The sequence below is a fragment of the Actinomyces sp. zg328 genome (assembly GCF_009829635.1).
Lineage (GTDB): Bacteria > Actinomycetota > Actinomycetes > Actinomycetales > Actinomycetaceae > Actinomyces > Actinomyces marmotae.
The window spans coordinates 142,331-168,485 of the sequence record NZ_VWPE01000003.1 but is presented as its reverse complement, the minus strand read 5'-3'; the positions used below and the strand labels follow the sequence as shown (position 1 = coordinate 168,485).

At 72.4% G+C, this 26,155-nt stretch carries 26 protein-coding genes and 1 tRNA gene; 17 read left to right on the top strand and 10 right to left on the bottom strand.

The window, feature by feature from the left end; translation table 11 throughout:
• Positions 1-16 precede the first annotated feature (16 nt).
• The 3 genes from GVV75_RS03220 to GVV75_RS03210 are packed head-to-tail and all read right to left on the bottom strand — an operon-like array spanning position 17 to position 3,675.
• Positions 17-1,306: a glycosyltransferase 87 family protein gene (locus GVV75_RS03220; RefSeq protein WP_159717661.1), complete on the bottom strand. Its 1,290-nt coding sequence runs from the start codon at positions 1,304-1,306 to the stop codon at positions 17-19.
• Positions 1,303-2,568, bottom strand: a complete 1,266-nt coding sequence (locus tag GVV75_RS03215; RefSeq protein WP_159522768.1) for an MFS transporter — start codon at positions 2,566-2,568, stop codon at positions 1,303-1,305. Before GVV75_RS03215 ends, GVV75_RS03220 begins: the two co-directional genes overlap by 4 nt.
• 54 nt (positions 2,569-2,622) lie before the next feature.
• Complete coding sequence (locus GVV75_RS03210) at positions 2,623-3,675, bottom strand: variant leucine-rich repeat-containing protein (protein ID WP_159717659.1); 1,053 nt, start codon at positions 3,673-3,675, stop codon at positions 2,623-2,625.
• Between the two features lie 176 nt (positions 3,676-3,851).
• Here GVV75_RS03210 and GVV75_RS03205 point away from each other — a divergent pair, with 176 nt between their 5' ends.
• The 11 genes from GVV75_RS03205 to GVV75_RS03155 all read left to right on the top strand — a co-directional run bounded on the left by GVV75_RS03205 (position 3,852) and on the right by GVV75_RS03155 (position 14,603).
• On the top strand, positions 3,852-4,676 hold the full coding sequence (locus GVV75_RS03205; RefSeq protein ID WP_159522772.1) for a PP2C family protein-serine/threonine phosphatase: 825 nt from the start codon (positions 3,852-3,854) through the stop codon (positions 4,674-4,676).
• Positions 4,663-5,787: an FHA domain-containing protein gene (locus tag GVV75_RS03200; protein ID WP_235925215.1), complete on the top strand. Its 1,125-nt coding sequence runs from the start codon at positions 4,663-4,665 to the stop codon at positions 5,785-5,787. The genes GVV75_RS03205 and GVV75_RS03200 overlap by 14 nt, the downstream gene beginning before the upstream one ends.
• Positions 5,788-5,803: 16 nt before the next feature.
• Positions 5,804-6,640, top strand: coding sequence for a hypothetical protein (locus GVV75_RS03195; protein WP_159522776.1), 837 nt, complete (start codon positions 5,804-5,806; stop codon positions 6,638-6,640).
• Positions 6,633-7,463 carry an LmeA family phospholipid-binding protein gene (locus tag GVV75_RS03190; protein ID WP_159717655.1) on the top strand — a complete coding sequence of 277 codons (831 nt, stop codon included), beginning with the start codon at positions 6,633-6,635 and terminating at the stop codon, positions 7,461-7,463. Before GVV75_RS03195 ends, GVV75_RS03190 begins: the two co-directional genes overlap by 8 nt.
• Before the next feature lie 17 nt (positions 7,464-7,480).
• Entirely contained in the window at positions 7,481-8,560 is a 1,080-nt protein-coding gene (locus tag GVV75_RS03185) for a hypothetical protein (protein WP_159717654.1), read from the top strand.
• A 198-nt stretch (positions 8,561-8,758) separates the two neighbouring features.
• The gene (locus GVV75_RS03180; protein WP_159522782.1) at positions 8,759-10,030 is read left to right on the top strand and encodes an AAA family ATPase; all 1,272 of its coding nucleotides are present in this window, start codon (positions 8,759-8,761) and stop codon (positions 10,028-10,030) included.
• Entirely contained in the window at positions 10,027-11,076 is a 1,050-nt protein-coding gene (locus tag GVV75_RS03175; protein ID WP_159813442.1) for a DUF58 domain-containing protein, read from the top strand. The genes GVV75_RS03180 and GVV75_RS03175 overlap by 4 nt, the downstream gene beginning before the upstream one ends.
• Positions 11,073-11,597 carry an alpha-amylase gene (locus tag GVV75_RS03170; RefSeq protein WP_175993995.1) on the top strand — a complete coding sequence of 175 codons (525 nt, stop codon included), beginning with the start codon at positions 11,073-11,075 and terminating at the stop codon, positions 11,595-11,597. The genes GVV75_RS03175 and GVV75_RS03170 overlap by 4 nt, the downstream gene beginning before the upstream one ends.
• Positions 11,591-12,649 carry a vWA domain-containing protein gene (locus tag GVV75_RS03165; RefSeq protein ID WP_159522786.1) on the top strand — a complete coding sequence of 353 codons (1,059 nt, stop codon included), beginning with the start codon at positions 11,591-11,593 and terminating at the stop codon, positions 12,647-12,649. Before GVV75_RS03170 ends, GVV75_RS03165 begins: the two co-directional genes overlap by 7 nt.
• Entirely contained in the window at positions 12,646-13,773 is a 1,128-nt protein-coding gene (locus tag GVV75_RS03160; RefSeq protein ID WP_159813440.1) for a vWA domain-containing protein, read from the top strand. The genes GVV75_RS03165 and GVV75_RS03160 overlap by 4 nt, the downstream gene beginning before the upstream one ends.
• Positions 13,774-13,790: 17 nt before the next feature.
• Positions 13,791-14,603, top strand: coding sequence for a tetratricopeptide repeat protein (locus GVV75_RS03155; RefSeq protein WP_159813438.1), 813 nt, complete (start codon positions 13,791-13,793; stop codon positions 14,601-14,603).
• 81 nt (positions 14,604-14,684) lie between these two features.
• On the opposite strand, the gene GVV75_RS03150 is transcribed toward GVV75_RS03155, so the two are convergent.
• Complete coding sequence (locus GVV75_RS03150; protein WP_159522792.1) at positions 14,685-15,380, bottom strand: TetR/AcrR family transcriptional regulator; 696 nt, start codon at positions 15,378-15,380, stop codon at positions 14,685-14,687.
• A gap of 131 nt (positions 15,381-15,511) precedes the next feature.
• Positions 15,512-16,024, bottom strand: a complete 513-nt coding sequence (locus GVV75_RS03145; protein ID WP_159813436.1) for an NUDIX domain-containing protein — start codon at positions 16,022-16,024, stop codon at positions 15,512-15,514.
• 78 nt (positions 16,025-16,102) lie between these two features.
• On the opposite strand from GVV75_RS03145, the gene GVV75_RS03140 reads away from it, so the two are divergent.
• Positions 16,103-16,843, top strand: a complete 741-nt coding sequence (locus GVV75_RS03140; RefSeq protein ID WP_236266041.1) for a M50 family metallopeptidase — start codon at positions 16,103-16,105, stop codon at positions 16,841-16,843.
• Between the two features lie 228 nt (positions 16,844-17,071).
• Positions 17,072-17,497 (top strand): DoxX family membrane protein, encoded by a 426-nt coding sequence (locus GVV75_RS03135; RefSeq protein ID WP_159522796.1) that lies wholly within the window; start codon positions 17,072-17,074, stop codon positions 17,495-17,497.
• 149 nt (positions 17,498-17,646) lie between these two features.
• Here GVV75_RS03135 and GVV75_RS03130 read toward each other — a convergent pair.
• Positions 17,647-17,720, bottom strand: a tRNA-Gly gene (locus GVV75_RS03130).
• Positions 17,721-17,937: 217 nt separating this feature from the next.
• On the opposite strand from GVV75_RS03130, the gene GVV75_RS03125 reads away from it, so the two are divergent.
• From GVV75_RS03125 to GVV75_RS03110, 4 genes are all read left to right on the top strand, one after another.
• Positions 17,938-18,363: a TM2 domain-containing protein gene (locus GVV75_RS03125; RefSeq protein ID WP_159813434.1), complete on the top strand. Its 426-nt coding sequence runs from the start codon at positions 17,938-17,940 to the stop codon at positions 18,361-18,363.
• A gap of 78 nt (positions 18,364-18,441) precedes the next feature.
• Positions 18,442-19,050 carry a dCTP deaminase gene (gene dcd, locus GVV75_RS03120; protein WP_159717648.1) on the top strand — a complete coding sequence of 203 codons (609 nt, stop codon included), beginning with the start codon at positions 18,442-18,444 and terminating at the stop codon, positions 19,048-19,050.
• Positions 19,047-20,174 (top strand): hypothetical protein, encoded by a 1,128-nt coding sequence (locus GVV75_RS03115; RefSeq protein ID WP_159813432.1) that lies wholly within the window; start codon positions 19,047-19,049, stop codon positions 20,172-20,174. Before dcd ends, GVV75_RS03115 begins: the two co-directional genes overlap by 4 nt.
• 193 nt (positions 20,175-20,367) lie before the next feature.
• Entirely contained in the window at positions 20,368-22,536 is a 2,169-nt protein-coding gene (locus GVV75_RS03110; protein ID WP_159717645.1) for a sialidase family protein, read from the top strand.
• 139 nt (positions 22,537-22,675) lie between these two features.
• Here GVV75_RS03110 and GVV75_RS03105 read toward each other — a convergent pair whose 3' ends face one another.
• The 4 genes from GVV75_RS03105 to GVV75_RS03090 all read right to left on the bottom strand — a co-directional run bounded on the left by GVV75_RS03105 (position 22,676) and on the right by GVV75_RS03090 (position 26,087).
• A complete protein-coding gene (locus GVV75_RS03105) occupies positions 22,676-23,398 on the bottom strand; it encodes a 3'-5' exonuclease (protein WP_235925212.1) in 723 nt (240 codons plus the stop codon).
• A 111-nt stretch (positions 23,399-23,509) separates the two neighbouring features.
• On the bottom strand, positions 23,510-24,325 hold the full coding sequence (locus tag GVV75_RS03100) for a serine hydrolase domain-containing protein (RefSeq protein ID WP_159813428.1): 816 nt from the start codon (positions 24,323-24,325) through the stop codon (positions 23,510-23,512).
• A 19-nt stretch (positions 24,326-24,344) separates the two neighbouring features.
• Positions 24,345-25,109 (bottom strand): nitroreductase family protein, encoded by a 765-nt coding sequence (locus tag GVV75_RS03095; RefSeq protein ID WP_159624714.1) that lies wholly within the window; start codon positions 25,107-25,109, stop codon positions 24,345-24,347.
• A 165-nt stretch (positions 25,110-25,274) separates the two neighbouring features.
• Complete coding sequence (locus GVV75_RS03090; RefSeq protein ID WP_159522810.1) at positions 25,275-26,087, bottom strand: exodeoxyribonuclease III; 813 nt, start codon at positions 26,085-26,087, stop codon at positions 25,275-25,277.
• Positions 26,088-26,155: the final 68 nt, after the last annotated feature.

Below are 26,155 nucleotides of genomic sequence, written 5' to 3'. Positions count from 1 at the left end.
GATTTTACGGGCGCCGCTACCCCGGCGCGCCTTCGCCCTCCGGCGCGCCGGCGCCCGGGTCGCGCGCGCCGCGCGGGGCGCAGACCCACAGCGCGGCCCCGGCGGCGAGCGCCCACAGCGTGTAGGAGGAGCCCAATGGCCCCGCCCACCACGGCCAGTCCTGCTCCACGTGATTCTGCTCGGGGAACCACCAGTGCATGGCCAGGGCGAAGACGAGTCCGCCGGACGCCGTCGCCGTCATGAGGGCGGGCGAGCGCCAGCGCCAGGAGGCGACGCCGAGTCCCATGAGCAGCGGCAGGCACCACACCCAGTGGTGCGACCAGCTGATGGGGGAGATGAGCAGCCCGCAGGTCATCACCACGTCGGTCTGGAGCAGCAGGATCAGGCCGTCCGAGGCGGAGGCGCCCCGTCCCAGGGCCCTGGCCAGGAGCACGGCGCCGATCATCACCAGGAGCGCGAGCCCCGCCCACGCAGGACCCCACATCCCCTCCGGCAGGGCCCGGGCCACGAGCCCGCGCAGGCTCTGATTGCCCGAGTAGTCGGGGAGCCCCGCGCGCGAGGGGTCGAGCATGGCCTGGCCGAAGAATCGCATCGACTCCTGGGGCGAGGCCACCCACGCCGCCGCCGTCAGCCCGGCGGCCGTGACGGCCATCGTCGCCGCCGCCCGCCACTCGCGGCGCACGACGAAGACGAGGATCGCGATCGCCGGGGTGAGCTTGATGACCGCGGCCACGGCGCTGCCCACCCCGCGCCAGCGCGAACTGACGGGCACCACGAGCAGGTCGAGCGCGACGAGCATCATGAGGATCGCGTTGATCTGCCCGTACTCCATGGTCTTGTCCAGCGGCTCGGCCACCAGGCAGCCCGCCACCGCGAGCCACACCCCGCCGGTGCGGGCCGCCCTCCCGCGCGCTCCCAGGCAGCGCAGGCCCGCCCAGCCGGTGAGGGCCGCCGCCCAGGGCGTCAGTGCTGTGAGCAGGATCTGTGCGGCGCGATCGGTGATGAGCAGCAGAGGGGTGAAGGCCCATGCGGCGAAGGGCGGGTAGGTGAAGGGCCACAACTGCCGCCCGGGGTCGGCGTACCAGTCGTAGAGGGAGCCGCCGGCATGCCACTGCGCCACGGCGTGGTAGTAGATCCATGCGTCGAGCTTGAACGAGGGCACCAGGTCGTTCCACAGTTGGTGGACGGGGATGAGCAGCAGGCCCACGCAGCCCAGGATGAGGAGGGCGGGTGAGCCGAGGGCGGTCTCCAGCGCGCGCTCGCGCGCGGCTCCTCGCGCCTGGGCCCCGTCAGAGGCTGATGTCATGCCGGGTTCTCCAAATCGGTTCTCGCCTTGGCTGATCGCAGTGTCGGCAGCCCGACGATGGTAGCGAGGACCCCCATCCAGGCGAAGCCCGCCACGAGGAGATACCCGCCATGGGAGCCGGTGCGATCGATCGCCTGGCCCGCCACGAGGGAGCCCAGGGAGACCCCCATGTTGAGCGCGGTGCCGATCCAGGCCAGGCCCTCGGTCAACTGCGAGGGGGCCACCGTCACCTGGACGATGTTGTTGCCGATCGTCACCGTGGGGGCGATCGCCATTCCGGTGAGCGCCATGACGACGGCGATCGACACCAGGCCCGGCATCAGCGGCAGGGCCGAGCACCCGACGGCCAGCCCGGTGACGCCTGCCAGGAGCTGCTTCCACAGCGGCCACCCCCAGGCGCGCGCCCCGAAGGCGAGCGCCGCGCTGAGAGAGCCGACCGACCAGGCGGCGAGCACGACGCCGGCCGCGGAGGGGTGCCCGAGTTCCTTGGCCACGGCGACGGCGGCGACGTCGTTCGCCCCGAACAGCCCGCCGGTGAGCATGAACACGGTGATCACCGCGAGGACCGCCCCGTGCCGGAGCACCGGGGTCCGGGGAGCGCCCGCGCCCGACGGGGCGCCGTCGCCCTCGCGGTCCTTGCCCCGCCCGCGCCGGGGGCGGGGATGTGCCGGGGGTTCCGTGGCCCTCTGGGACAGCAGCCAGGCCCCACCGCCGGTCTGCAGCAGAGCGCAGGCGATGACGCCCGAGGCGGTGGGCAGCGCCGGCGCGGTGCTCAGGGCGGTGGCCAGCGGCGGGCCGATGACGAAGGCGACCTCATCGAGTGCCGCCTCGAGGGAGAAGGCCGTGTGGAGGTCCTGCGGGGTGGACAGCACGACGGTCCACCGCGAGCGGGCCAGTGAACCCATCGACCCGGTGAAGGCGCCCGCCACCGCCGCCAGGGCGAGGACCGCGGGCAGTGGGGCGCGCGCCGACAGGCAGCCGATGAGCGCCGCCAGCGCGCTCGCGGAGACCGCCAGCGCCGGGCGCATGACCGCGGCCTGGCCCCGGGCGTCGACCTGGCGCGCGAGAAGCGGTGAGCCGATCGCCGAGGCGACGACGAAGGCCGCGCTGACCGCGCCGGCCGCCGAGTAGGAGCCGTAAACCGCCTCAACGGTGAGGATGAGGGAGATCCCCAGCATCGACATCGGGAACCGGGCGATGAGCGCGGCGCTGGAGAAGCGCAGCGCGCCGGGCTGGCGCAGGATTCGACGGTAGGACGGCATGCGTGGATGGTAGACGCGGGCGCGGCTCGCGAGCCCCGACGGCGCCGCGCGGGCTCAGTTCTTCGAGGTGCTCTGGACGCGCTCGCGCGAGAGCGTGAAGCCCTTGCCGGTCACCTGGCTCCAGCAGGAGATCCCGGACTCCGAGGAGGTGCAGGCGTAGTCGCCGCGCATCGCCGAGGCGCCGTAGTTGAGCGTGACGCCCCCTCCGGAGAAGGAGGTGGCGCACCTGCCGGTGGCATCGCTGCCGCTGACGGTGGCCTCGTAGGGGGAGGATACGCAATTGCCCTGGGAGAAGGAGTGCTCCTTGATGGTGCAGGTCGCGCCCGAGTCGGTCAGGGTGCAGGAGATATTGCCCGACGGCGCCGTGAAGGCTGCGAGCTCGGTGGCGTCCGACGGCGCCGGGAAGGCCTTTTTGCTCGTCGGGCTCGCCGAGGCGCTGGCCGAGGGGCCGGTCGAGGGGGGCGGCGCCGCGCCGTCCTGGGCGGGGCTCGAAGCCGCCGCCTGATCCGTGCTCGCCCGGCTGGCCTTAGTGGCGTCGTCGTCCTCGGTGGCGACCCAGAAGGCGATCGCCCCGACGAGGGCCAGGACCACCAGGGTCAGGAACCACAGGAACAGGTTGGAGCGGTGATGGCTCTCCTTGTTCGGCGGCGCGGGCTCGCCGACTCCGAGAAGGAGCGCCTGCTGGTCGTAGCCCTGCGCGTAGGGCTGCTGGCCCACCGCGTGCGCGCCCTGCTGGTAGGCGGGCTGGAACGCCTGGGGGCCGGCCTGCTGCGCGGCCCACGCGGGGTCCGAGGGCTGCGCCGACGCGCCCTGGGCCTGGGGCGGGACCGCGATCGTTCCGGGCATGGCCCGCGCGCTGGGGCCGCCCATGGTGGCGGGATCGATGGGGCTGATGGGGCTGGCCGCGATGGGGCGGGACGCCAGCGCGGCGTCGATGGCGGGGTCCCCCAGCGATCCCAGCCAGGTCAGCAGGTCCGGGTAGGTGTTTGGATTGCGCGCGATGTACGGGCGCAGTCCCGGGTAGTTCTGAGCGAGCTCGTGCAGGTCCGCCCAGGGGGTCGTGGGGTCCTGAGCGCGTGCGATGAGCTCGTCCTGAGCCTGAGACATGAAGGTCCTTCAGCGGCGATCGAGGGCCGGGACGCGCCGGGGGAGGCGAGGGTCCCGGAGTGCCGGGGGGCACTTGCGGCTGCGAGCCTACCTGAGGGACCCCTGATGGCCATAGGGAGGCGGAAGCAACGGTATGGTCAGCCCCAGCGCGGCAACAAGGAGGGCGGGACCAACCGATGAGCGATACCACTGAGCCGGTCGCCGGCGCGTCCCGGGCCCCCATCGTCGGTGCCGCCACCGATGTCGGCCGCATGCGCACCGCCAATGAGGATGGCTATCTGGCCCTGGAGCCCGTGTACGTCGTCGTCGACGGCATGGGGGGGCACTCCTCCGGGCGCCTGGCCGCCCGCACCGCCCTGGAGCGGATCTCCGCCCTGGCCGGGAGCGTCATCAGCGACGCCGCCCAGGTCATCGAGGCGATCGAGGAGGCCGGGGAGGAGGTCGCCGCACTGCCCTCCTCCGCCGCTCACCGGCCCGGCGCGACCGTCGCCGGAATCGCCCTGCTCCACCCCGACGGCGTCCCCGCCTGGCTGGTCTTCAACCTGGGTGACGCGCGCGTCTACCTCCTGCGCGATGGCGAGCTCCACCAGGTCACCACCGATCACTCCAAGGTCCAGGAGCTCATCGAGTCCGGTGAGCTCAGCCGGGCCGACGCTCGCGGCGACTTCCGCAAGAACATCGTCACCCGTGCCCTGGGCGGGGGGCTGGCGGGCCCCTTCACCCCGAGCGCGCGCCTCCTGCCCGCCACGGGGGGCGAGCGCTTCCTCGTGTGCTCCGATGGCCTGAGCGACGAGCTCGACGACGACGAACTCGCCCTCATCCTGGACGCCGGCCTCACCCCGCAGCGCACCGCCGAGGCCCTCGTCGCCGCCGCCTTGGAAAACGGCGGGCATGACAACGCCACGGCGGTGGTCGTCGATCTCGTGGAGCGCCCGTCGCTCGGCGGCGTCGTCACGGCTCCCGAGCAGTCAGGGGGAGGTGCGTCGGATGGCCCCGGATGATGAGGGACATGCCCCCGAGGGCCGCTCGGCGGGGACCCTGGCCGAGGCCGAGCGCGGCGAGGTGATCGTCGGGATGCTCGGCACGGCACTCCTGGTCCCCGGGGCCCCCGAGCGCGTGGCGGCGGCCGTCCTGGCGGCCCTGGGCGGCCCCGTGGTCCAGGGTGACGCCGGCGCCGTCAAGGGCGCCGCCGCCCAGGCCGCCATCTCCACCGGGCAGGAGCCCCCCGACCCCGATGAGCCCGACCGGCTCGTGGCCCAGGACGAGGCGGGCGACGGCACGGAGGACGCTGACCCGCCCCCGGGCTCCCCGGCCGCGGCTGTCGCCGCTGGCGCTCCGACCCCCGATGGGCCGGCCTCGGCCTGGGACGCGATCGACGGCGTCGACGACGAGGATCTGCCCGCCACCGGCGTCTGGGTCGAGCCCGAGGAGGAGGACGCCGGGCCCCCGACGGCCGCGATGCCCGGGCCGGCGCCGGACCCCGAGGATGACTCGGGCAGTTACGACCTGAGCGCTTCCTTCCCTGAGCCCGAGCCCGGCTCGGGCCGGCGCCGCCACCGCGGCTCCTCGGTGCCCACCGCCGGCAGCGCGTCCGTGGGGAGCCCCGCGACCGGCCCTGGGGGAGAGGCGCCGGCGGGCAACGCGATCAACACCCTGCCCTCATCGGCCGTGGCCGAGGCCCTGGCGACGGCGATGGTGCGCGACGCCCGCCCCGTCCTCGCCCTGCTGCGCCTGTCCACCGGGCAGGACGTCCTCGTCCGCGCGGGCGGCGAGGTCGTGATCGGCAGGGCGCCCCAATCGGCCAGCGCGCGGGCGGCGCTCGTCGTCGTCCCCTCGACCTCCCACATGGTCTCCCGATCCCACGTGCGGATCACCACGGCCGGCTCCTCCGTCCTCGCGCAGGACCTGGGCTCCTCCAACGGCACGATCCTCCACCGCCCCGGCTGCCCGGCGGTTCTCATCGCCTCCGCCCTGCCCACGCCTCTGAGCGTGGGGGACGTGCTCAGCATCGGTGATGGCATGACGCTCAGGCTGGTCGCCCCCTCCGCTCCGATGGGGGCGGGACCGCCCTCTCCGCCCTCGATCCACCCATTCCAGCACTACCAGCAGTAAGCAAAGGATTCTTCCCATGACCAGCGACGCAACGTGGACGGAATCGCTGCCCACCGTCGACCCCGACCGCCCCGAGGAGCTCGTGCTCGACTTCTCCGGCGAGGTGCACAGGATCGCCCCGGACGAGACCTTCGTCGTCGGCCGCGGCGGGGACCTCGACATCGACGACAATCCCTACCTGCACCGGCGCTTCGTCGTGCTCGCCCGCGAGAACGGCCTGTGGTGGATCGCCAATGAGGGCTCGCGCCTGTCGGCCACCCTCACCGACGGCGATGGGCTCGTCCAGTCCCGCCTCGCCCCCGGAGCGCGCATGCCCCTGGTCTTCCCACGGGTCATCCTCACTTTCTCCGCCGGTCCCACCACCTATGAGATCGACCTCATCACCGCCGGCGAGGATCACTTCGCCGGGATCGAGGGCGCCAGGCAGTCCACCGGCCAGACGACGATCGGCGTCACCCCGATGACCCGCTCCCAGCTCCTGCTCATCCTCGCGCTGTCCGAGCCGGTGCTGCGCCGCGCGGGCACCGGCGCCGCGGAGATCCCCTCCTCGCAGGCCGCCGCCGCGCGCCTGGGCTGGTCGATCACCAAGTTCAACCGCAAGCTCGACAATGTCTGCGAGAAGCTCGACCGCGTCGGCGTGCGGGGGCTGCGCGGGGGCCGCGCCGAGGGCGCCGCCTCCAACCGCCGGACGGCGCTCGTCGAGCACGCCGTCTCCACGCTCATGGTCACCGCCGAGGACCTGCCCATGCTCGACGACGAGCTCGCCGCCAACCGCGCCGCCGCCGCGCCCGTGACCACCGCCCCGACGAAGGTGGGCGGCGCCGCGAAGGGGGCGGGAGCCGACCGTGCCTGAGACCTCCTCGCTCGCGTCCTCCCTGAAACCCTCTCACGCCCCCTCCGCCGCCAGCCCCTCCCCCCGCCGGGGACGCGCGCTGGCCGTCTCGGCCGCCTGCCTCGTCGCCCTGCTCACCGTGGGCAACTTCACGGCGCGGCCCGCCCTGGACTCCTACCTGTCCGGGCGGGTGGCCGCCGCCATCCGCCAGGCGCTTCCCGGACTGGACAAGAACGCCTCCATCACCACGGGTGATGACCTCATCCTCCAGCTCCTCCACGGCCGCATCGACTCGATCGGCATCGACGCCTCCCGACTCGACCTGCCCGTGAGAGCGGATACGGCCAGCACCCTGAGCGTGTGCGATGTCCACGCGGAGCTGACCGGCGTGAGCGCCTCCGACCCGCATCGCGCGAGCAGCGCGCGCGCCACGGGGCTCATCGACTGGCGGGGGGCCAACGACCTGGTGACCACCGCCGACATCAACCCCAAGGACGTGACGGTGGACGTGGTGCGCCCGGGCACGGACACGGACCCCGGCAGTGCCCGCGCCTCCGGCGTCGGCTACGGCTCCGCCTTCGAGATCGTGTTCGAGCCGCGGGTCACGGCCGACGGCGGCCTGGGCATCACCGTCACCTCGGCGAAGGCCGACGGGGTCGAGGTGCCCATTGACGGCCCCAACTCCGAGGGGGGCAGGATTCTCGCACTGCTGGGCATCCCGATCAGCGGCGTGGAGATCACCCCCGATCAGTTGCCCCACGGCCTGAGGATCAGCAAGGTCATGGTCACCGCCGACGGCCTGAAGATCTCTCTCGCCGGCAGCGACGTGACCATGAGCGAGTAAGGCGGGCAGGAGCGGTCATGACCGATGAGGACCTGGGCGAGCGCGAAGTCGTCGCCAGTGCCGGGGCCCCTGAAGGTCCTGACGGCGACGACGAGCGCCCCGGCCCCATCGGCGCCGACTGCGTTGACGGTGGTGACGGCGCCGATGGCTCCGAGGGCTCGCAGGGCCCTGAGGGTGACGGCGTCGAGCCCCGGCGCCGCCTCCTGACCTGGCGACGGGGGATCGCCGTCGTCGTCATCCTGGCAGCGCTCCTCGGCCTGGCCGGAGTGGGGGCGGAGCGCTACGCGCGCCATGAGATCACCTCCCGAGTCCTCAGCTCCCTCCACGGGCTCTCCCCGGATGCCAGGCTCAGCCTGGACGGGCCCGTCCTGCCCCAGGTCGTGCGCGGAGAGATCGACAGCCTCAGCATCACGGCCTCAACGCTGACCGTCATGCGCGCAGGGGCCCCCGCGACCGAGGCCGCCACGCCCGCCCCGGAGCCCACGGCCGAGCCGACCCCGGGAGACGGGGGCCTGCTGGGCGGGCTCCTCAACATCGTCACGGGCGCCCAGGGCTGCTCCGCCCCCAGGGTCGGGGATCCCGCGGCGATCCAGGGCGCGCAGCTGAGCGACGTCGCCCTGACGATCGAGGGGCTGAGCACCTCGGGGGTGCATCACGCCGACCACGTCGTCCTCAGCGGGACCCTGCCCTGGGCCGAGGTCGATCGCATGGCGGGCCTCGTCGTCGGTGGCGTGTCCTCGCCCTCCTCTTCTCCGCTCCAGGAGGGCGCGGCTAACTCCCCCGGAACGGCGATCCTGCGCGGGACCGTCTGCGGCCAGGGCGTGGGGATCCACCTGGCGCCCGTCGTCACCGAGGCGGGGGGCGTGAGCCTGACCGTGACGAGCATCTCGTGGGCGGGCAGGGACATTCCCGCGGATCAGAGCATCGCCGGCAAGACGGTGCTGGAGTGGCTGGGGATGGGGCCCTCATCGCTCGGGCTCCCGGCCGATGCGCTTCCGACCGGGTTCCGGGTGACCGCTGCCCGGGTGGGGGGAGGCGGCATCGAGGTCAGGATCGAGGCCTCGGACGCCGACCTGTCCGCCCTCACCCCCTCATAGCCCCTCCCTATATGCGAGACCGGTCGAAATCATGACCGAGACCGGTCCGCGGACCGGTCTTGCGAACGGGAGGGAGAGGATCGCCTGGAGGGAGCGGAAACGTGGGTGAGGATACCCATCGCCGGAGGTATCGCCTCAGCAAGGCTCCGTTATAGCCTGCGTGCGGCAGAGCGCCCACCGCACCTCATGAGGAGACGTATGAGCACCGACCCCGCGCAGCACCGGCAGCCCGCCGCACCGACCGCGGCCGGGCCGTTCAGGGGCGCGGTGCCCGCTGTCCCGCCGATGCCCCAAGCGCCGGCGCAGGCCCCGCAGGCCCCGCCGACGATCGCCCCCGGCGCGCGCCGCGACATCCGCCCCGCCCCGGGAGAGATCCCGCAGTCGGGAACCGTCCCCACCGTCCCCCGCGAGCGCGCCTACCCCGCGCCGACCGGCCCCCTGCCCACGCGCGAGGCCCTGCGCGCCGAGGCCGCCCGCTCCTCCCGCTCCCGCCACCCCGAGGAGGACGTGGAGCGCGCTCGCGCCCTCATCAAGCGCATCCACCAGGTCTTCGAGCAGCGCCTGGTGGGGCAGGAGCAACTGCGCCTGGCCCTCATCTCCACGCTCATCGCCGGTGGGCACATCCTCCTGGAATCGGTCCCGGGCCTGGCTAAGACCACCGCCGCCCAGACCCTCGCCTCAGCCGTCTCCGGCTCCTTCACCCGCATCCAGTGCACGCCGGACCTCATGCCCAACGACATCGTCGGCACCCAGGTCCTCCAGTACGCCACCGGGGAGATGACCACGCAGCTCGGCCCGGTGCACGCCAACATCGTCCTGCTCGACGAGATCAACCGCTCCAGCGCCAAGACGCAGTCCGCCATGCTCGAGGCCATGCAGGAGCGCCAGACCTCCATCGGCGGCGTCGTCTACCCCCTGCCGCACCCCTTCATGGTGCTCGCCACCCAGAACCCCATTGAGGAGGAGGGCACCTACGTCCTGCCCGAGGCCCAGATGGACCGCTTCCTCATGAAGGACGTGCTGAGCTACCCCAAGCCCATGGAGGAGGTCGACGTCCTGGACAAGATCTCCTCGGGTGCCTTCGAGGAGCCCCTGCGCGCCCAGCCCATCAGCACCGATGACGTCGAATGGCTCCAGGGTGCCGTCGAGCGCGTCTACGTGGACCCGGTCATCAAGCAGTACATCGTCGCCATCATCAACACCTCCCGCGGCGGCGGCCCGCGCCCCGTGCCCGGCCTGGAGCGCCATGTGCGCGTCGGCGGCTCGCCGCGGGGCTCGATCGCCCTCATGCGGGTCTCCCAGGCCCTCGCGCTGCAGGCCGGCCGCACCTACGTCACCCCCGACGACGTCGGCCTGCTGCGCCACGCCGTCATGCGCCACCGCCTAGTGCTCACCTACGACGCCCTCGCCGATGACATCGCCCCCGAGGCGATCATCGACGCGGTCTTCGCGGCGGTCCCGACGCCGTGAGCCGCCCTCCCACGGCGGGCGCCATCGAGCTGCCGGCCGAGCCAACGCCGCGCGGGTCGCGCCTGGCCCGGGTGCGGGGGCGCCTGTCCCTGCCCACCCTGCGCCGCGCCATCGGGCTGCTCGACGGGCGGCACAAGTCGGTGCTCCTGGGGCACGGGCAGGATTTCGACGACCTGTCCGCCTACCGCCCCGGCGACGACGTGGGAGACATCGACTGGAAGGCCTCCGCGCGCATCGGCCAGCCCGTCATCAAGCGCTACCAGCGCGAGTCCAACCTGCCCCTCGTCCTGGCCATCGACACCGGCCGGACCATGGCCGCCCAGGCCCCCAGCGGTGAAGACAAGCGCGAACTCGCCCTCGCCGTCGCCGAGGTCATGGCCTACCTGGCCCGCCTGCGCGGCGACTCCGTGGCGCTTGTGGCCGGGGACGCCTCCCGGATGGTCTCCCGCCCGCCCCGGTCGGGCGCCGAGCACGCCGAGACGATCCTGTGGCTCATCGCCCGGCAGTACTCCGCCCTCACCGAGCCCCCGCGGGGCGCCCCGGCGAGCGCCCGTATGCGGGTGGGGCAGGTCTCCCCCCGGCGGGACAGCGGCGCCGCTATCGGCGAGCTGGTCGCCGGCGCGCCCGCCTCCGACCTGCCCGGCCTGCTCGGCAAGGTCATCAGCCTCCACGGCCGCCGCAGCCTCGTGGTGCTCCTGACCGACACCTCCCACCCGGACGCCACCGCCCACGACCAGCTCCGCAGGCTGTCGGCGCAGCACGAGCTGGTCGTCATCCAGATCGCCGACGACGCCCCCATCACCGGCGACCCCGGCGCGGTCCGCGATGTGGAGATGGCGGAGGACCTGCCGCTGTTCCTGCGCTACGACACGGCCCTGGGTGCCCAGCTCGCCCGGGCCGACGCCGCCCGGCGGGCCGGCGTCACCGCGCTGCTGGACTCGCGGCGCATCGAGCACGCCGTCGTCGCCTCCGAGGAGGGCCTCGTGGACTCCATCGCCGAGGTGCTCGGCCGTCAGCGCCTCGCCACCGCCCGAAGGAGGCGATGACCGTGGAGATCAGCCCCCCGCAGCTCATGCCCGCCTGGATGGCGGTCACCGCCGTCGTCATCCTCCTGCTCGCCGTCGCCGGACTCCTCTGGTCGCTCCTGAGCCACCGGGTCCGGGACGGCTTCATCAGCGACATCCCCATGGCTCCCGGGGAGCGCCGCCGCTGGATGAGGCTCATCGAGCGCGCCGCGAAGAAGTACGACGCCGGGCAGATCGACCTGCGCGTCCTGCACCTCGAGTTGGCCTCCGCCCTGCGGGGCTTCGGATCCGAGCGCAGCGGTGAGGACCTGACCACCGCGACCGTCACGGAAATCATGGACATGTCCGCGTCCACCGAGTCCGAGGACGTCGAGACCCGCCTCAAGCGCGCCAGGACCGCGGCGCAGCCCCTGGACGCCAATCCCCTGGGGCATGTCGGGGAGCTCCTGGCGATCTGGGAGCAGCCCTCCTTCGATCGCGACTCCGACGCCGTCGCCGCCCGGGCCATCGAGCACGCCAGGCAGGTGGTCTCCAGATGGTGATGCCCTGGCTTCCCTGGTTCCTCATCGGCGCCGCCGCGTTGATCATCGGCATCACCGCGCTGCGCGCCGCCCGCGGGGGCGAGCGGGCCCCGGCCGGCCCGACGCGCCGCGTCGCCAACGCGATGCCGCTCCTGCGCTCGCCCGCGGTCCTGCGCCGCCTGCGCCGACGCCGCGCGCTCCACGCGCTCCTGGGCGCGCTCATCGTCGCGGCCATGGTCTCCTCGGCGCTGCTCGCCGGGCGCCCAGTGAGCAAGGACGTGCGCAACGATGCCCTGGCCAGCCGCGACATCGTCCTGTGCTTGGACGTCTCGGGCTCCATGCTCGGCCTGGACTCCCAGGTGCTGGAGACCTACACCCAGCTCATCGACTCCTTCAACGGGGAGCGGGTGGCCCTGATCGCCTGGAACACGACGGCGCAGACGATGGTGCCCCTCACCGACGACTATGAGACCCTCAAGACCGAGATGGGCAAGATCACCGATCTCCTGGACTCCGCGTCCACCAGCCTCTCCTCGGCGCGCAGCCGCTACTCGCGAATGTTCTCCGGCACGATAGCGGAGGAGCTCAACGCCTCCTCGCTGGCTGGCGACGGCCTGGCCTCCTGCACGCAGGCCTTCGACAACTCCGGGGCCGCCAGCGCCGACGAGCGCCCCCGCTCCATCATCCTGGCCACCGACAACGTCGTCTTCGACAACTCTCACGTCCAGCTTTTCTCCCTGCCCGAGGCCGCCGAGCTCGCCACGAGTAAGAAGATCCGCCTGTTCTCCATCTACGGCTACGACCAAGGGCTCAGCTACGGCGACCTCGCCTCCCAGGTCGAGTCGGCCCGCCAGGAGCTGGAGAGGGTCACGCGGGACAACGGCGGCAAGTTCTACCAAGTGGGGGACTCCCGCACGGCCGGGCGCATCGTCAAAGAGCTGGAGAAGACCCAGGCCCAGGAGTACAGCTCCGACAACGAGGTGCGGCTGACGGACACCCCCAGGGTGGGCGCCATCTGGCTGGTTCTGGCCGCCGGCTCTCTGCTGCTCATCGCCGCCTGGAGGCGCGCATGACATTCCATCCTCTGTTCGGATGGCCCTTCACCATCCTCATCGCCCTCATCGGCATCGGCGCCGTCGTCATGAACTGGTGGCGCCTGCGCCCGCCGCGCCCCCAGGCGGCCCCCGCCCCCTACGGCCCGCGGGGCCTGACCCCGCGGGGGGCCGGCGCTGCTCTCCCGCCCGCCCGCCGGCTGTCGCGCTCGGCGCGCCTCGTCGTCGCCCGCCGGGCCGCGCTGGTGGTCACCCTCGTGCTTATGCTCGCCGGCCCCAGCACCTACCAGTACGATCAGCGGGTCACCTCCACCACCGAGGTCTACCTCGTCGTCGACCGCACGGGCTCCATGGCCGCCGAGGACTGGGCCGGCGGCGCCGGGACCCGGCTCGACGGCGTGCGCGCGGACCTGGAGGCGATCCGCAAGGCCCTGCCCGAGGCCCGCTTCTCCATCCTCGCCCTGGACTCCGCGGCTGCCAGGGAGATGCCGTTGAGCACCGACACCAACGCCGTCGACTCCTGGATCAAGACGCTCCGCCAGGAGGTGACGAGCCGATCCACGGGCTCCTCGCTCGAGCGCATGCTCCCGCTTCTGACCGCCACCCTCACCGAGGCCGCGCAGGTGGCCCCCCAGGACGCCCGCCTCGTCTACATCCTCTCTGACGGCGAGGCCACCGACGATGGCGCCGGAGCCAAGGACGCCGCCTCGCAGGGCGTGGCCTGGAAGGATCTTGCCCCCCTCATCGACGGCGGCGCGGTGCTGGGCTACGGCACCGCCCAGGGCGGGAGGATGCGTGAGTACGACGGCGGCACGACCCCCGCCGACCAGATGCCCTACATCAAGGAGAAGGGGCACAGCGATGACGCCGTCTCGGTCCCGGACGTCCAGGAGTTGCAGTCGGTGGCGAAGGACCTCGGCCTGCCCTACTACCAGCGCGACGGCGAGGGCGATGACCCGACGAGCGCCTTCACGAGCGTCGACGTCGAGCAGATCCTGTCCGACGGGCACCACGGCAAGCGCTCCAGCCGCTACCTCACCTGGCCCCTGGCGCTCCTGGTCTTCGCGCTCATGACCTGGGAGGCGGCGGCGCTCGTGCGATCCGACATCGAGGTGCGCCGCCTGGCGCGGTCAGGGGGCCGGTGATGGGATCGCGCGAGCCAATGCCGAGGCGCCGCCGGCTGCTGATCGGGCTCAGCCTGACCTCGATCCTGCTCGTCGTGGGCCTGTGGCTCGCGGCGGTGTCCACGGGCACCACCCTGGCCAACCGCTCCCTGTACGCGGGCGACTACTCCACCGCGGTGGACCGCTACCGCATGGTGCGCACGATCAACCCATGGCTGCACAAGTGGAGGGTGCGCTACAACCTGGGCACCGCCGAGCTCCTGGCGGGGGATTACGACCGCGCGATCGCCGACCTGGAGTCCGCCCTGCCCGATGCCCCCCAGGGGGTCATCGACGTCGCCTATGACACCGCGGGCAACGTCATCCGGCAGCGCACCGGCGTGTGCATGACACGCGTCAACCTCTTCGTGGCCCATATGGCCCTGGCCGGGCGGGCCCAGGAATCGGGGGACACGACGGCGGCGCAGGCCCAGGTCGACGCCGCGAAGGAGGCCGCGGGCGACTGCGAGGTCCCCCCGGCCCAGTCCCCGCAGCCCCAGCCGACGACACCTCCCACCCAGACCCCGACACCCTCGCCCACCCAGGCCCCGACCGAGCCCGGGACCCCCTCCCCGGACGCGTCCCAGAGCCCCAGCAGTGGTTCATCAACAGATCCGAGCCCCTCCGGCTCCTCCTCGCCGACCGCGGAGCCGACCGCCCCCGGGGCGAGCGAGCCCACTGCGGGCGAGAGCGGCTCAGCCAGCCCAACGCCCACGGAGGGCCAGGAGAAGGAGAAGAGGCTTCAGCGCCGCAACCAGGGTCGTGAGGAGCGCTCGGCAGCGCCCAATGACGGCGCCAAGCGCCGCTGGTGAGCCAGCGGCGCTGCGACGAGAGGCCGTTTAGGCGAGTGACCGCGGGCGAGGCCGGGGCCGGCGCTGGGGGGCTTGGTCGGCTCAGCCGGCGGCGGCCCGCTCGTGCGGCGCCTCCTGGGCCCTCTGGGCCGACGCGTCCTCCGTGGCGTGGGTGCGACGGATGGCGGGCACCGCGTGGTCCGGCAGTCGCGCTCCGACGGCTCGCAGCACGAAGATGTCCAGGGCGTCGAGGTAGGCGGCCCGCGCTGCGGGGTCCTGGGGGGTGGGCCGCCCGCCCATGACGCAGGCGTTGAGCAGGGGGATGAGCATCCCCGGGTCCTGCCGGGGGATGAGGCCCTCATCCATGGCGTCGGAGAGGATCGAGGCGAGCATCTGGCTGATGAGCCCACCGTGGGCGCGCAGCCGTCCCGCCGTGTTGCGCGAGACCGAGCTGGCCAGCGGCCCGGTGGTCGGGAAGTGGAAGTGGCGCTTGAGGAGGGCCTGCTGGCGCACGTACACGCGCAGGCGGTCGAGGGGGTCCTCGATGCCCGCCAGCGCGATGGACAACTCCTCGGAGTAGCGGACGACCTCGTGCTCCATGAAGGCCAGGAGCAGGTCCTCCTTATCGGCGAAATGGTTGTAGACGGCGGTGCGGCCCACGCCGGCACGCGAGGCGACGTCGGAGAGCGTGATCTTGTCGAAGGAGCGCTGGCTCATGAGGAGGGACAGGGATTCGAACAGCGCGTTGCGCGTGCGCTCGCGGTGCTCGGCAAGGGAACTACCCATGATTTTCGGCATGAGGCCAGCCTAACTCACGACGTGACGTTGTGGGGCTCAATGTCAGTAAGTGTGGGCTTCGGTGTGGGCCGCGGCCTGGGAGGAAATCGCGTTTGTGCGAGAGATCACGGAAAGGGTGTTGGTCCCCGGGATCAGGACCGCGCTCCCGGCGCGAGCACCGACCGGATCGCGCGAAGGATGGGCGCGTCCGCCGGCAGCCAGGGAAGGGCGTCGAGCTCCCCCAGCCGCGCCCAGCGCAGTGACTGGTGCGCCTTCCCGCATCGGGGTGGGCGATCGCCGTCGGGCTCGGCGAGCCAGACCCTCATCCGGTGCCTGTTCATCGCGGCCCAGGCCGGGGCGTCGTCGCCCGGCCACTCCCGCCGCGCCGGGGGAGGTGGAACCGCCAGGGCGGCGGGTGGCACGACCTCGGCGCCCAGGCGCACCGACGCCCCGATCTCCTCGGCGAGCTCGCGCGTCAGCGCGGTCACTGGCTCCTCCCCGCTCTCGACCTTGCCGCCCGGCAGCTCGTACTGGCCCGCGTGCTGGGGAGGGTAGGAGCGGGCGGCACAGAGCATCGCCGTCGGGCGGGCCAGGGAATCCAGGATCGCGGCGGCGACGACGAGGCGGCCCGAGGAGGGCCGGGCGGGGTGGGCGGGAGCGCTCATGCGCTGACTGTAGAGCCCCGGCCGCGCCCTTCCCGGAGCGCGCAGGGCGCGCATGAGCGCATGGGGCACAATCCCACCGTGACACCCAGTGGGCTCCTCCTGGACGCCGTTGACCGCATCCTCCCGTCCACCGCGCCGGACCCGGCGGCGGTATGGCCGGGGATCCTCCTGCTCGTCCTCGTCCTAGCCGTGCCGACGGCGCGGCGCTGGGGGCGCGCGGCGGTGACCGTCATCCACGAGGCCGGGCACGCCGGCGTCGGACTCCTCGTCGGCCGCCGCTTCGAGGGCTTCACCGTGGACGCCGGGCTCGGGGGCCGGGCGATCACCAGCGGGCGCGGCCGGGGTCCGGGCAGGATCGCCACCGCGTGGGCGGGCTACCCCGCGCCCGCGCTCATCGGCTGCCTCCTCGTGCATGCGGCACTGGGCGGCTGGGTTGGCCCGATCCTCACCCTCGCCCTCATCGCCGAGCTCGTGCTGCTCATCAAGTCCCGCTCGGCGCGCACTCTCGGGCTCGTCCTGCTCATTATCGCCGCCACCACCGCGCTGTGGTGGGCGGGCTCCAGCGTCGTGTGGGCAGGCCCGCTGGCCCTCGCGCCCCGCGACGCCCTGACGGCGGGGGCCGGCCTGGTGCTCCTCCTGGGCGCCTGGGACGCGCTGCGCGACGTCGCCGCCAGCCACGACCCACATCAGGACCACGGCTCGCTGGCCGGGCTCACCCACCTGCCGGGCTGGTTCTGGCTGGGCACCTGGTGGCTGGTGATCGCCGGCGCCACGGCGTGGTCCGCCTGGGGCCTGGCGCGCGGCGCCGGGTGGGTGTGAGCGGCTTGCTGGCCTGCTGGCCTGCTGGACCGCTGGCCTGCTGGCCCGCTGGCCCGAGTGCCGGGGCGCTGGCGCCCAAGAGCGGTCCGCGGAGCGCGGGCCAGGGCGATCCGGCGGGACCGGATCGAGCCGCGCCGATGGCCAGGCCGCGCGGACCGCCGGGTGGTGGCACACTTGACCCTGCTGATCTATTTTCCCCGATTGGCCCGGTTGAAAGGAGTCCCGACCATGTCCCGCGCACCGCTTGTCATCCGCGCCCTCCTCGCCGGGCCCTTCATCCACGGGGGCTGGGCCCAGGTCGGCGGCGCGGACGCCCTCGCCCACCAGGCCGAGCCGATCGCCGAGGCCCTCAACGCCTCCGCCGGGCCGACCGCCCAGGCCCTCCTCGGCCGCGAGGTCACGGGGAGGGACCTCGTCCTGCTCAACGGCGGGGCGATGATGGTGGGAGGCGCCGCGCTGGTGACGGGCGTGGGGGTGCGCTGCGCCGCGGGCGGCCTCATCCTGTCCCTCCTCCCCACCACCGCTCAGGGCCATGCCTTCTGGAAGGAGGAGGGCGCCAAGCGTTCCCAGAAGCTCCAGGGGGCGCTCACTAACGGCGCGCTCGTTGCCGGGCTGGCGCTCCTGGCGCTGCGGGGATCTCGACGTCGGCGCTGATCGTGGCCAGTTGGCGCTCGGCCCGGCGGGTCCGCCCCTCGGGCCGAGGCGTCCGCTCCTCGGGCCCGGCGTGATGGGTGGCGCGGTTGGGAACGGCAGGCACGAAGGAGTCCGCGGCACCGTGGGATGGTGCCGCGGACTCCTCCACGTGGAGCGGATGACGGGAATCGAACCCGCGCTATCAGCTTGGGAAGCTGAGGTTCTACCATTGAACTACATCCGCAGATGCTCACCACCAGGCGCGCGGGAGCAGCATACCCCATTGCTGCGCCCATGTGGAAACGCCGGGCGAGCGCCCTGCCGCTCATCCCCTTCATGCCAGATGTCCGCCATGCCTGAGGGGCATCGTTGCCGGGAGGGTCGAGGCGAGTCGGTTATTGTTCGGGGCGGCCCGCCTACGGTCGGCCTCGCTCCCCAACGTCTGATGGAAGGTACTCCCGATGAGCGATCCCAATGCTTTTGCTGGCGACGCCACACTCGCTGAGGGGCCGGGCCCTGGTGCCCGGCAGCCAGCACCCTATTCGGGCACAGGCGCGTACCCGGCGCAGGGCTACCAGGCTCCCGCCTCCCAGGGCTCGTACGTCGGCCAGCCGATGGCGCCCCAGGTCGCCTACGGGCACAACCAGAAGTCGAAGGTGGCCGCAGGCCTGCTCGGCATCTTCCTGGGCGCCTTCGGCATCCACAACTTCTACCTCGGGCACACCGGCAAGGCCCTTGCCCAACTACTCATCACGATCCTGTCCTTCGGTATCTTCTCCTTCATCTCAGGCATCTGGGGTCTCATCGAGGGCATCATCATCCTGTGCTCGGCGCCGGGCGCCCGGCCTTGGGGCGTGGATGCGCAGGGCGTGCCGCTGTCGAACTGAGTGATCGGAACGGCCATGGCTGGTCTCGGCGACAGCCTGCCGGCCGCGGCCGGCGGCCGCGCCTGGCACAATCGTCCCGTGCTCCTCTCCGACCGTGACATCCGTGCCCAGCTCGACGCCGGCCGCGTGGTCCTCGACCCCTGCGACCCGGAGTTGATCCAGCCCGCGTCCATCGACGTCCGGCTGGATCGCTCCTTCCGGCTCTTCGACAACCATCGCTACCCGGTCATCGACCCCGCGATCGAGCAGGATGGGCTCACCCACCTCATCGACGTCGGCCCCGACGAGCCCTTTGTCCTGCACCCTGGCGAGTTCGTCCTGGGCGCCACCTACGAGCGCGTCACCCTGCCCGACGACGTCGCCGCCCGCCTGGAGGGCAAGTCCAGCCTCGGGCGCCTCGGGCTGCTCACACACTCCACCGCCGGCTTCATCGACCCCGGCTTCACCGGCCATGTCACGCTGGAGCTTAGCAACACGGCGACCATGCCGATCAAGCTGTGGCCCGGGATGAAGATCGGCCAGCTCTGCTTCTTCCGACTGTCCAGTCCCGCCGAGGCCCCCTACGGCTCGGGCGCGCGCGGCTCGCGCTACCAGGGGCAGCGGGGGCCCACGGCCTCCCGCTCGCATCTGAGCTTCGACCGCCTGCGCATCGAGGACGCCGGCCTTCCCGCCGAGGCGTCCGAATGAGCGCCTCCTCGGGGGACCTGGCGGTCTCCCTGCCCGTCGACACCACTACCTTCACGGCCACCTCCATGCTGCCGGTCGGCCTCGTGGACTCCCGTCACCTGCTCCTCCTGGCCGACGACGTCGCCGTGGAGGAGATCGAGGCCCTCGCCTTGTCCCTGGACGAGCGTGCCGGCTGGGTCGGGGCCTCCCGCCTCCAGCTCTCCCCGGGCGCGGAGTTGCACGGACCGTGGCCCCTGGACGACGACATGCGCCGGATTCTGGGCCTGCCCGACTGGGCCGCCCAGGTCATGCTCCTGGAATGCGCCCCCCAGCGCGCCGGCGCGCTGCCCCCCGAGCTCGCCGGCGTGGACCCGATGGCCGACGCCTTCCCCACGGCCATGCCCACCGGCGCCGAACTCGTCGCCCTCATCCACCTGCGCGCCATCGCCCGCCGCCTGGCCGGCGCCATCCGCCTGGTCGACACCTCTCCCGACGATGGTAATGCCCGCATCACCCTGGTGATCCCGGACCCGGAGTCCTCGGTCATGCTCGCCATCTACGCGCCGGTGTGGATCGCCCCCGACGCGCTGGCCGCCCTCCTCGACCCCATCGCCCCGGGCGCCGTGCCCGCCCTGGAGACCTCCGCCCCGGGTGGCGCGGTCGGCTTCGACGCCCTGTCCCACGACGACCTGGAGCGCCTCACCGAGACCATCGGCGCCGACGTCCTCGACGCGGTCTGGCGGCGCACGGAGCGCGAGCGGGCCCAGGCCGAGCGCGAGGAGGCCGAGGCCCTGGCCGCCGGCGAGGAGCTCGTCGAGTACCGCGAGGGCTACGCCGTCGTCGCCCCGATCGACGCGGGGGCCCCCGGCTGGGGCGGCATCGAGGTCCGCGTCGAGGGGACGAACGAGTTGCCGATCGCCGTGCGGGGGGAGCCCTGGGCCGTCGACGGCGTCGTCGTCACCTCAGTGGTCTGGCGGCCCGTCGACATCGCGGACGCCCACGCCCTCACCCTCAGCCGCACGCGCCGCCGCGAGCGCACCGCGGCGCGCTCGCTCATCGAGCGCGTGGCCGCCACGATCGCCCGCGAGTCGGGAGGCGTCATCGTCGACGAGGACGGCTTCCTCGTCGGCCTCGACATCCTCTGAGGGAGCCGAAGCCGTATCAGGTCGTCCACGCGAGACGGTTATTCCTGATGCCGGTTGACCTGTGCGGTTGCCATAGGCGTTGCTGATTTGACATCGATCCATATCTGGGCGTTATCGTCGTGATTGTCAGACGTCTGACACTCCCGTCCGCTAAGACCCCAGGCAACGTTGCCGAGCACTGAACGGATCCCCTATGAGAACTCATCACCTCCGTATCCCAGCGATCCTGGGAGCCGGTGTCATCGCGCTCACCGGGCTCACCATCGCCCCGACGGCGCAGGCGGCCAAGACCGCCGATGGCCGCATGGACATCGCTATCACCCAGGCCGGCGCCCCGCCGAACGGGCTCTACCGCGTCGGAAGCACCCTCATGTTCGACATCCGGGTGACCAACCTGGACGCTGAGGCCCGTTCCTTCTCGGTCGACAAGACCAATCTGGGCGGAGATGTCCAGAAGTGCCGGTGGACCCGCATCGAGGCCCAGGCGAGTAAGGCGGACTGTGTGGGCTTCGCCACCCACACCGTCACGCAGGAGGATCTCGACAGGGGCTCCTTCACCCCGGAGATCTCCTACAAGATGCAGCAGCCCGCCTACAAGGGAGCGGTCCTCAACACCCCGGAGACCATCCGCGGAGCCACCGTCCCCATCAAGCCCGCCCCTCCTGGGAAGGACCTTCCCGAGGACCCGCAGGAGCCCGAGGAGGAGAAGGGCGACTTCCCCAAGGCTGAGCCCGCGCCCCTCCCGGACGCCTCGACGTCGCTGCCCGCCTCGATGAGCGACGGCAGCGCGGTGGCCACGGGCACTGCCAAGAACAATGTCCGCATCCCCGCGATCACCACCGCGCCCAACGGTGACCTCCTCATGGCCTACGACCGGCGGCCGATCACCGGCTGGGACGCCTCCGGGGGCGATTCCCCCAACCCGAACAGCATCGTCCAGCGCCGTTCCACCGACGGCGGCAAGACCTGGGGCGCGCCCACCTACATCCACAAGGGTGAGACGGCGTCGAAGCAGACCCGCGTCGGGTACTCCGACCCCTCCTACGTCGTCGACTCGGCCACGGGGACGATCTTCAACTTCCACGTGAAGTCCTACGACGTCGGCTTCGTGGCCTCCCGGCCCGGCACTGACGCGCAGGCCCGCAACGTCATCCAGGCCGAGGTCTCCACCTCCACGGACAACGGCCACACCTGGACCCACCGCGTCATCACCTCGGACATCACGAACGACCCCTCCTGGTACTCCCGCTTCGCCGCCTCCGGCCAGGGGATCCAGATCCAGCACGGCGAGCACAAGGGGCGCCTCGTCCAGCAGTTCACCATCCGCTCGGGCACCCCGGGCTCCTTCCAGCAGCGGGCCGTCTCCGTCTACTCCGACGACCACGGCGCCACCTGGAAGGCCGGAACCCCTGTCGGCACCGGCATGGATGAGAACAAGGTTGTCGAGCTCTCCGATGGCCGGCTCATGATGAACTCCCGCCCGTCCGCTGGCGCCAGGCTCCGCAAGGTGGCCACCTCCACCGATGGCGGCCAGACCTGGTCCGAGCCGGTCTCTGACAAGAACCTGCCGGATGCCATGAACAACGGCCAGATCATCCGCGCCTTCCCCAATGCCGCCCCCGGCACGGATCGCGCCAAGGTCCTCCTGTTCACCAACTCCCCGAACCAGACCGGGAATCGTGATCAGGGCACGCTCTCGCTGTCCTGCGACGACGGCGCCACCTGGACGCACAAGCTCTTCCGCAAGGAGTATGTCGGCTACACCACGCTGGCTGTGCAGCGCGACGGCTCGCTGGGCCTGCTCAGTGAGGACGTCATCAACAAGAGGATCACCTACCGCAACTTCTCCCTGGCCTGGCTGGGCAGCGACTGCCCCGCCCTCAAGGACGCCCCGAGCCCGCAGCCGAAGCCCGAGGCGCCTCCCGCCCCGAAGGCTGGCTGGGAGCAGGATGGCGGCAACTGGCGTTACCGCGATGCTGAGGGCAACCTCGTGACCGGTTGGCTCAAGGATGGTGCCGCCTGGTACTACCTGCGGGCCGACGGGACGATGGCCACGGGGTGGGTCAAGGACGGCGGCGCCTGGTACCTCCTCCAGGACAACGGCGCCATGGTCACCGGCTGGGCCAAGGACGGTGGGAAGTGGTACCACCTGGGCGCCAGCGGGGCGATGACCACCGGCTGGCTCCGCCTGGCCGGCACCTGGTACCACCTGGGCGCCAGCGGGGCGATGACCACCGGCTGGCTCCAGGAGGACGGCTCCTGGTACTACCTGCGGGCCAATGGCGCCATGGCCACCGGTTGGATCACGGTCGGCCCGAGCCGCTACTACATGGACCCCGTCACGGGGGCCTGGCGCGGCTGACCGTTTCCGGCGGTGCCTGATCGGGGCCCGCGCGGGGCTGGGGACTCCCAGTGTCCGCGCGGGCCCCGACGCGTGGCGCCCAGTGGCGCTGATGACCCCGAGTGGTGCTGGTCGCGCCCACTGGCGCGTCCTGCCCGCGCTAGTGGGAGCGGATGGCGTCGGTGGGGTCAGGCGCGGCGGCCCGCGTCCGGCCCCTCATCGCCAGGCGCGAGCGGGCGGCGTCGGCTCGCTGGTCATCCCAGCGCAGGCCGGTGAAGGCCGCGGCCGCGTCCAGGGCCTCCCCCCAAGCGGGGCGGTCCTGCCCGCGCTCGCGGCTTACCGCCAGGTAGTGGCGCAGCAGGCCAGCGCAGGCCAGGGCGTCGTCGAGCGCCGTGTGATGCGCCGTGAGGGGGATGCCGGCCGCTTGGCAGCAGGCGGTGAGGCGGCGCGACGGCGTCGTGAGATAGTCCCGGGCGCGGCGCATGGTGCAGACCTGGGGGATGGGCGCGTCGGCGTCGAGGATGCCAAGACTGCCCAGCGCGTGGCTGAGGAAGCCGAGGTCGAATCGGGCGTTGTGCGCCACGACGACCCTGCCGGCGAGGTCCCGGGCGATGAGGTCCGCCAGATCGGCGATCCGTGGCGCCCCAATCACATCTGAACTGGTCAGGCCGTGAATGAAGGTCGGTCCGACCTCGCGGGTCCCGTCGGGGCCCGGTCCGGGGTCCACCAGGGAGGTCCAAGCGCCCTCGATCCCGCCGCGTGCGTTGAGGTGGACGAGGCTGATCTCCAGGATCGCGTCCGCGCTGGGGGATAGGCCCGTGGTCTCCAGGTCCACGACGGCGTAGCCCGGCCCTAGCGGTCGGGCGGAGGCGGAACTGGACATCCCCCGCATGCTATCCGCCCCCGCCCCGCTTCCTTCAGCGAGACCGGTCGAAAATAGGAGCGAGACCGGTCCACGGACCGGTCTCGCTCCTATTTTCGACCGGTCTCGCGCCTATGGGAGGGTGAGGATCTGGTCGTTGAGCGCGGTCCAGGCGCTCCGGTGCGTCTGACCGAAGGGGCGCTCGCCGAGGAAGACCGCCTGGCGCCCGGCCACCGGGTCCACCCAGATGAAGGAGCCCGACTGCCCGAAATGCCCGAAGGTCGCGGGCGAGTTCCCCATGCCGGTCCAGTGCGGCCGCTTGTCACCCCGGATCTCCACCCCCAGGCCGAAGAGGTTGGGGCTCTGCCTCCCGTATCCGGGCAGGACGCCGGCCAGGCCGGGGTAGACGGGGGCGCAAGCCCGCTCGGCGAGCCCGGCCCCGAGCAGGCGGGGGGCGGCGAGCTCACGGGCGAAGACCGACAGGTCGCGGGCGTTGCCCTGCCCCGAATGCGCCGGTGAGCCGGGGATGAGCACGCTGGCCATGCCCAGGGGCTCCAGCACGGTGGTCTCCACCCAGGCCTCCAGGTCCGTGGCCGTGGCCTCGGTGAGGCGACGCCCCAGGACCTCGATGCCCCGGTTGGAGTAGATACGCCGCGTGCCGGGGGCGGCGAGCACCTCGCCGGAGTCGGGGGCGACGCCGCTGGCGTGGGCGAGCAGGTGGCGGATCGTCGCGCCGTCCAGCCCCTCGCCGGCGGGTTCGTCGAGGCCGAGCATGCCGCGCTCGACGGCGATGAGCGCCGACCAGGCGACGATCGGCTTGGTCACAGAGGCGAGGGGGAAGACGGCGTCGATCTCGCCCGCCTCGGCGATGACCCGGTCGCCTTCGGTGACGACCAGCGCCGTCGGGAAGTCGAACAGCCCCAGGGCGGGGAACAAGTCGTTGATCATCTGCGCCTCCTCATCCGCCTCAGTGGAGGCAGAGCCGCTGGCGGTGCAGGACGTCGAGGATCGGGGCCTGCGCGGCCCGCCCCTGCCCGACCGCCCGCGCGATCTGCTCAGTGAAACTGTCCACGCGGCGCGAGGCGTCCCGAAGGTCGTAGTACTCGGTGACGCGCTCATCGTAGGCGGCCAACTCGGCGTCGTGCTCCTCCAGCGGGGGATAGGAGTCGATGCCGACGGTGATCCGCTCCGGCAGGCGCGGCTTGTACTGCGGCTCCTGCGCCGGGTGACCCACGAGGAGCCCGAGGAGGGGGAAGGTCCGCTCGGGCAGCCCCAGGGCGGCGATGAGCCCGGCGGGATCGCCGAGTATCGAGCCGAGGTAGCAGGTGCCCAGGCCCAGGGACTCCGCGGCCGCCACCATGGACTGCGCGGCGATCATCGTGTCCTGGCATCCCTGGAGGAAGGCGTGGGCGCGCTCCAGGGGCTCCAGCGAGGCCCCGGCGCGCTCACGGATGACGGCGTTGCGGTGCAGGTCGACGACGAGCACCAGCAACTCACCGCGATCCCCTCCCACGTAGGGCTGCCCGGAGGCGGCGTGGACGGCCTCGCGCACGACGGCGTCGCGCACGCGGATGATGGTCGCCTGCTGGAAGTAGGAGGACGTGGCCGAGGCCCGCGCGACGCTCAGCAGGGTCCGCATGACCTCCTCGCCCACCGGCTCGTCCGTGAAGGCGCGGATCGTGCGGTGCGCCAGGAGCGCGTCAATGGTCGCGTTGCGCACGGGGGCCGTCATCGGCTCGCGCAGGGCCCCGGGCGCGGTGGATGCCGACGGCGCGGCGGAGGGGGCCGATGACTCAGTTGGAAGGGGTGTCGCGGCGCTCATGCCACGAGCCTAATCCGATGTGCTGGCGCTCGTGGGCCGCGAGGCCTCGGCCAGTACGGCGCCCGGCCCGCCCGGTCAATCCACATCCACGATGACCGGCACGTGGTCGGAGGCGCCCTTGCCCTTGCGCTCATCGCGGTCGATGAGCGCGCCCGCCACCCGCGCCTCGAAAGCGGGGGAGCCGTAGACGAAATCGATGCGCATCCCCTCGTTCCTGGGGAAGCGCAGCCTCTGGTAGTCCCAGTAGGTGTAGTTCGTGACGCGCTCGCGCGTGGCCTCCACCATCCCCAGCGCCTCGAAGGAGCCGAAGGCCTCCCGCTCGGGGGCCGAGACATGCGTGGCTCCCTCGAAGGCGGCCATGTCCCACACGTCCTCGTCGCGGGGCGCCACGTTCCAGTCGCCGACCAGCGCCAGTGGGAGGGAGGGATCGGCTGCGAGCTGGGAGGCGACCTCATCCCTCAGGGCGGCCAGCCAGGCGAGCTTGTAGGCGTAGTGCGGGTGGTCCAACTCGCGCCCGTTGGGAACGTACAGGCTCCACAGGCGCACCGGCGCCCCATCCCCCAGTGCCTCGCCGACGGTCGCCCCCAGGGCCCGCGCCTCCACAACCGCCTCAGCGCCCTCACTCGCGGCCCAGGCCGGCTGCCCGGCGAAGGACTCGGCGACGTCGGTCAGGCCCACGCGCGAGGCGATCGCCACCCCGTTCCACTGGTTCAGGCCGTGGATGGCGAGCTCGTAGCCCGCCGCCTCGAAGGGCTCGCGCGGGAACTGATCCGGGCGGCACTTGATCTCCTGCATGGCGAGGGCATCGACGCCGTGGCGCTCCAGTACGCCCACGACCCGATCGACTCGGGTGCGGATCGAGTTGACGTTCCATGTGGCGATGCGCATGGAAGGAGGCTACCGGCCGGAGCGCGGCCCTGACCCCGGGTGGGGCGCGCGGCGCTCCCTTCCCGGGC

What these genes read in the sequence shown, in the direction of transcription:
- GVV75_RS03100 (WP_159813428.1), bottom strand. Translation starts at nt 24,325, where the DNA reads ATGATCAACGACTTGTTCCCCGCCCTGGGGCTGTTCGACTTCCCGACG.
- GVV75_RS03155 (WP_159813438.1), top strand. Translation starts at nt 13,791, where the DNA reads ATGCCGAGGCGCCGCCGGCTGCTGATCGGGCTCAGCCTGACCTCGATC.
- GVV75_RS03090 (WP_159522810.1), bottom strand. Translation starts at nt 26,087, where the DNA reads ATGCGCATCGCCACATGGAACGTCAACTCGATCCGCACCCGAGTCGAT.
- GVV75_RS03105 (WP_235925212.1), bottom strand. Translation starts at nt 23,398, where the DNA reads ATGTCCAGTTCCGCCTCCGCCCGACCGCTAGGGCCGGGCTACGCCGTC.
- GVV75_RS03110 (WP_159717645.1), top strand. Translation starts at nt 20,368, where the DNA reads ATGAGAACTCATCACCTCCGTATCCCAGCGATCCTGGGAGCCGGTGTC.
- GVV75_RS03115 (WP_159813432.1), top strand. Translation starts at nt 19,047, where the DNA reads ATGAGCGCCTCCTCGGGGGACCTGGCGGTCTCCCTGCCCGTCGACACC.
- GVV75_RS03165 (WP_159522786.1), top strand. Translation starts at nt 11,591, where the DNA reads ATGGTGATGCCCTGGCTTCCCTGGTTCCTCATCGGCGCCGCCGCGTTG.
- GVV75_RS03210 (WP_159717659.1), bottom strand. Translation starts at nt 3,675, where the DNA reads ATGTCTCAGGCTCAGGACGAGCTCATCGCACGCGCTCAGGACCCCACG.
- GVV75_RS03180 (WP_159522782.1), top strand. Translation starts at nt 8,759, where the DNA reads ATGAGCACCGACCCCGCGCAGCACCGGCAGCCCGCCGCACCGACCGCG.
- GVV75_RS03145 (WP_159813436.1), bottom strand. Translation starts at nt 16,024, where the DNA reads ATGAGCGCTCCCGCCCACCCCGCCCGGCCCTCCTCGGGCCGCCTCGTC.
- GVV75_RS03200 (WP_235925215.1), top strand. Translation starts at nt 4,663, where the DNA reads ATGGCCCCGGATGATGAGGGACATGCCCCCGAGGGCCGCTCGGCGGGG.
- GVV75_RS03195 (WP_159522776.1), top strand. Translation starts at nt 5,804, where the DNA reads ATGACCAGCGACGCAACGTGGACGGAATCGCTGCCCACCGTCGACCCC.
- GVV75_RS03160 (WP_159813440.1), top strand. Translation starts at nt 12,646, where the DNA reads ATGACATTCCATCCTCTGTTCGGATGGCCCTTCACCATCCTCATCGCC.
- GVV75_RS03150 (WP_159522792.1), bottom strand. Translation starts at nt 15,380, where the DNA reads ATGCCGAAAATCATGGGTAGTTCCCTTGCCGAGCACCGCGAGCGCACG.
- GVV75_RS03205 (WP_159522772.1), top strand. Translation starts at nt 3,852, where the DNA reads ATGAGCGATACCACTGAGCCGGTCGCCGGCGCGTCCCGGGCCCCCATC.
- GVV75_RS03215 (WP_159522768.1), bottom strand. Translation starts at nt 2,568, where the DNA reads ATGCCGTCCTACCGTCGAATCCTGCGCCAGCCCGGCGCGCTGCGCTTC.
- GVV75_RS03220 (WP_159717661.1), bottom strand. Translation starts at nt 1,306, where the DNA reads ATGACATCAGCCTCTGACGGGGCCCAGGCGCGAGGAGCCGCGCGCGAG.
- GVV75_RS03095 (WP_159624714.1), bottom strand. Translation starts at nt 25,109, where the DNA reads ATGACGGCCCCCGTGCGCAACGCGACCATTGACGCGCTCCTGGCGCAC.
- GVV75_RS03135 (WP_159522796.1), top strand. Translation starts at nt 17,072, where the DNA reads ATGTCCCGCGCACCGCTTGTCATCCGCGCCCTCCTCGCCGGGCCCTTC.
- GVV75_RS03125 (WP_159813434.1), top strand. Translation starts at nt 17,938, where the DNA reads ATGAGCGATCCCAATGCTTTTGCTGGCGACGCCACACTCGCTGAGGGG.
- GVV75_RS03170 (WP_175993995.1), top strand. Translation starts at nt 11,073, where the DNA reads ATGACCGTGGAGATCAGCCCCCCGCAGCTCATGCCCGCCTGGATGGCG.
- GVV75_RS03185 (WP_159717654.1), top strand. Translation starts at nt 7,481, where the DNA reads ATGACCGATGAGGACCTGGGCGAGCGCGAAGTCGTCGCCAGTGCCGGG.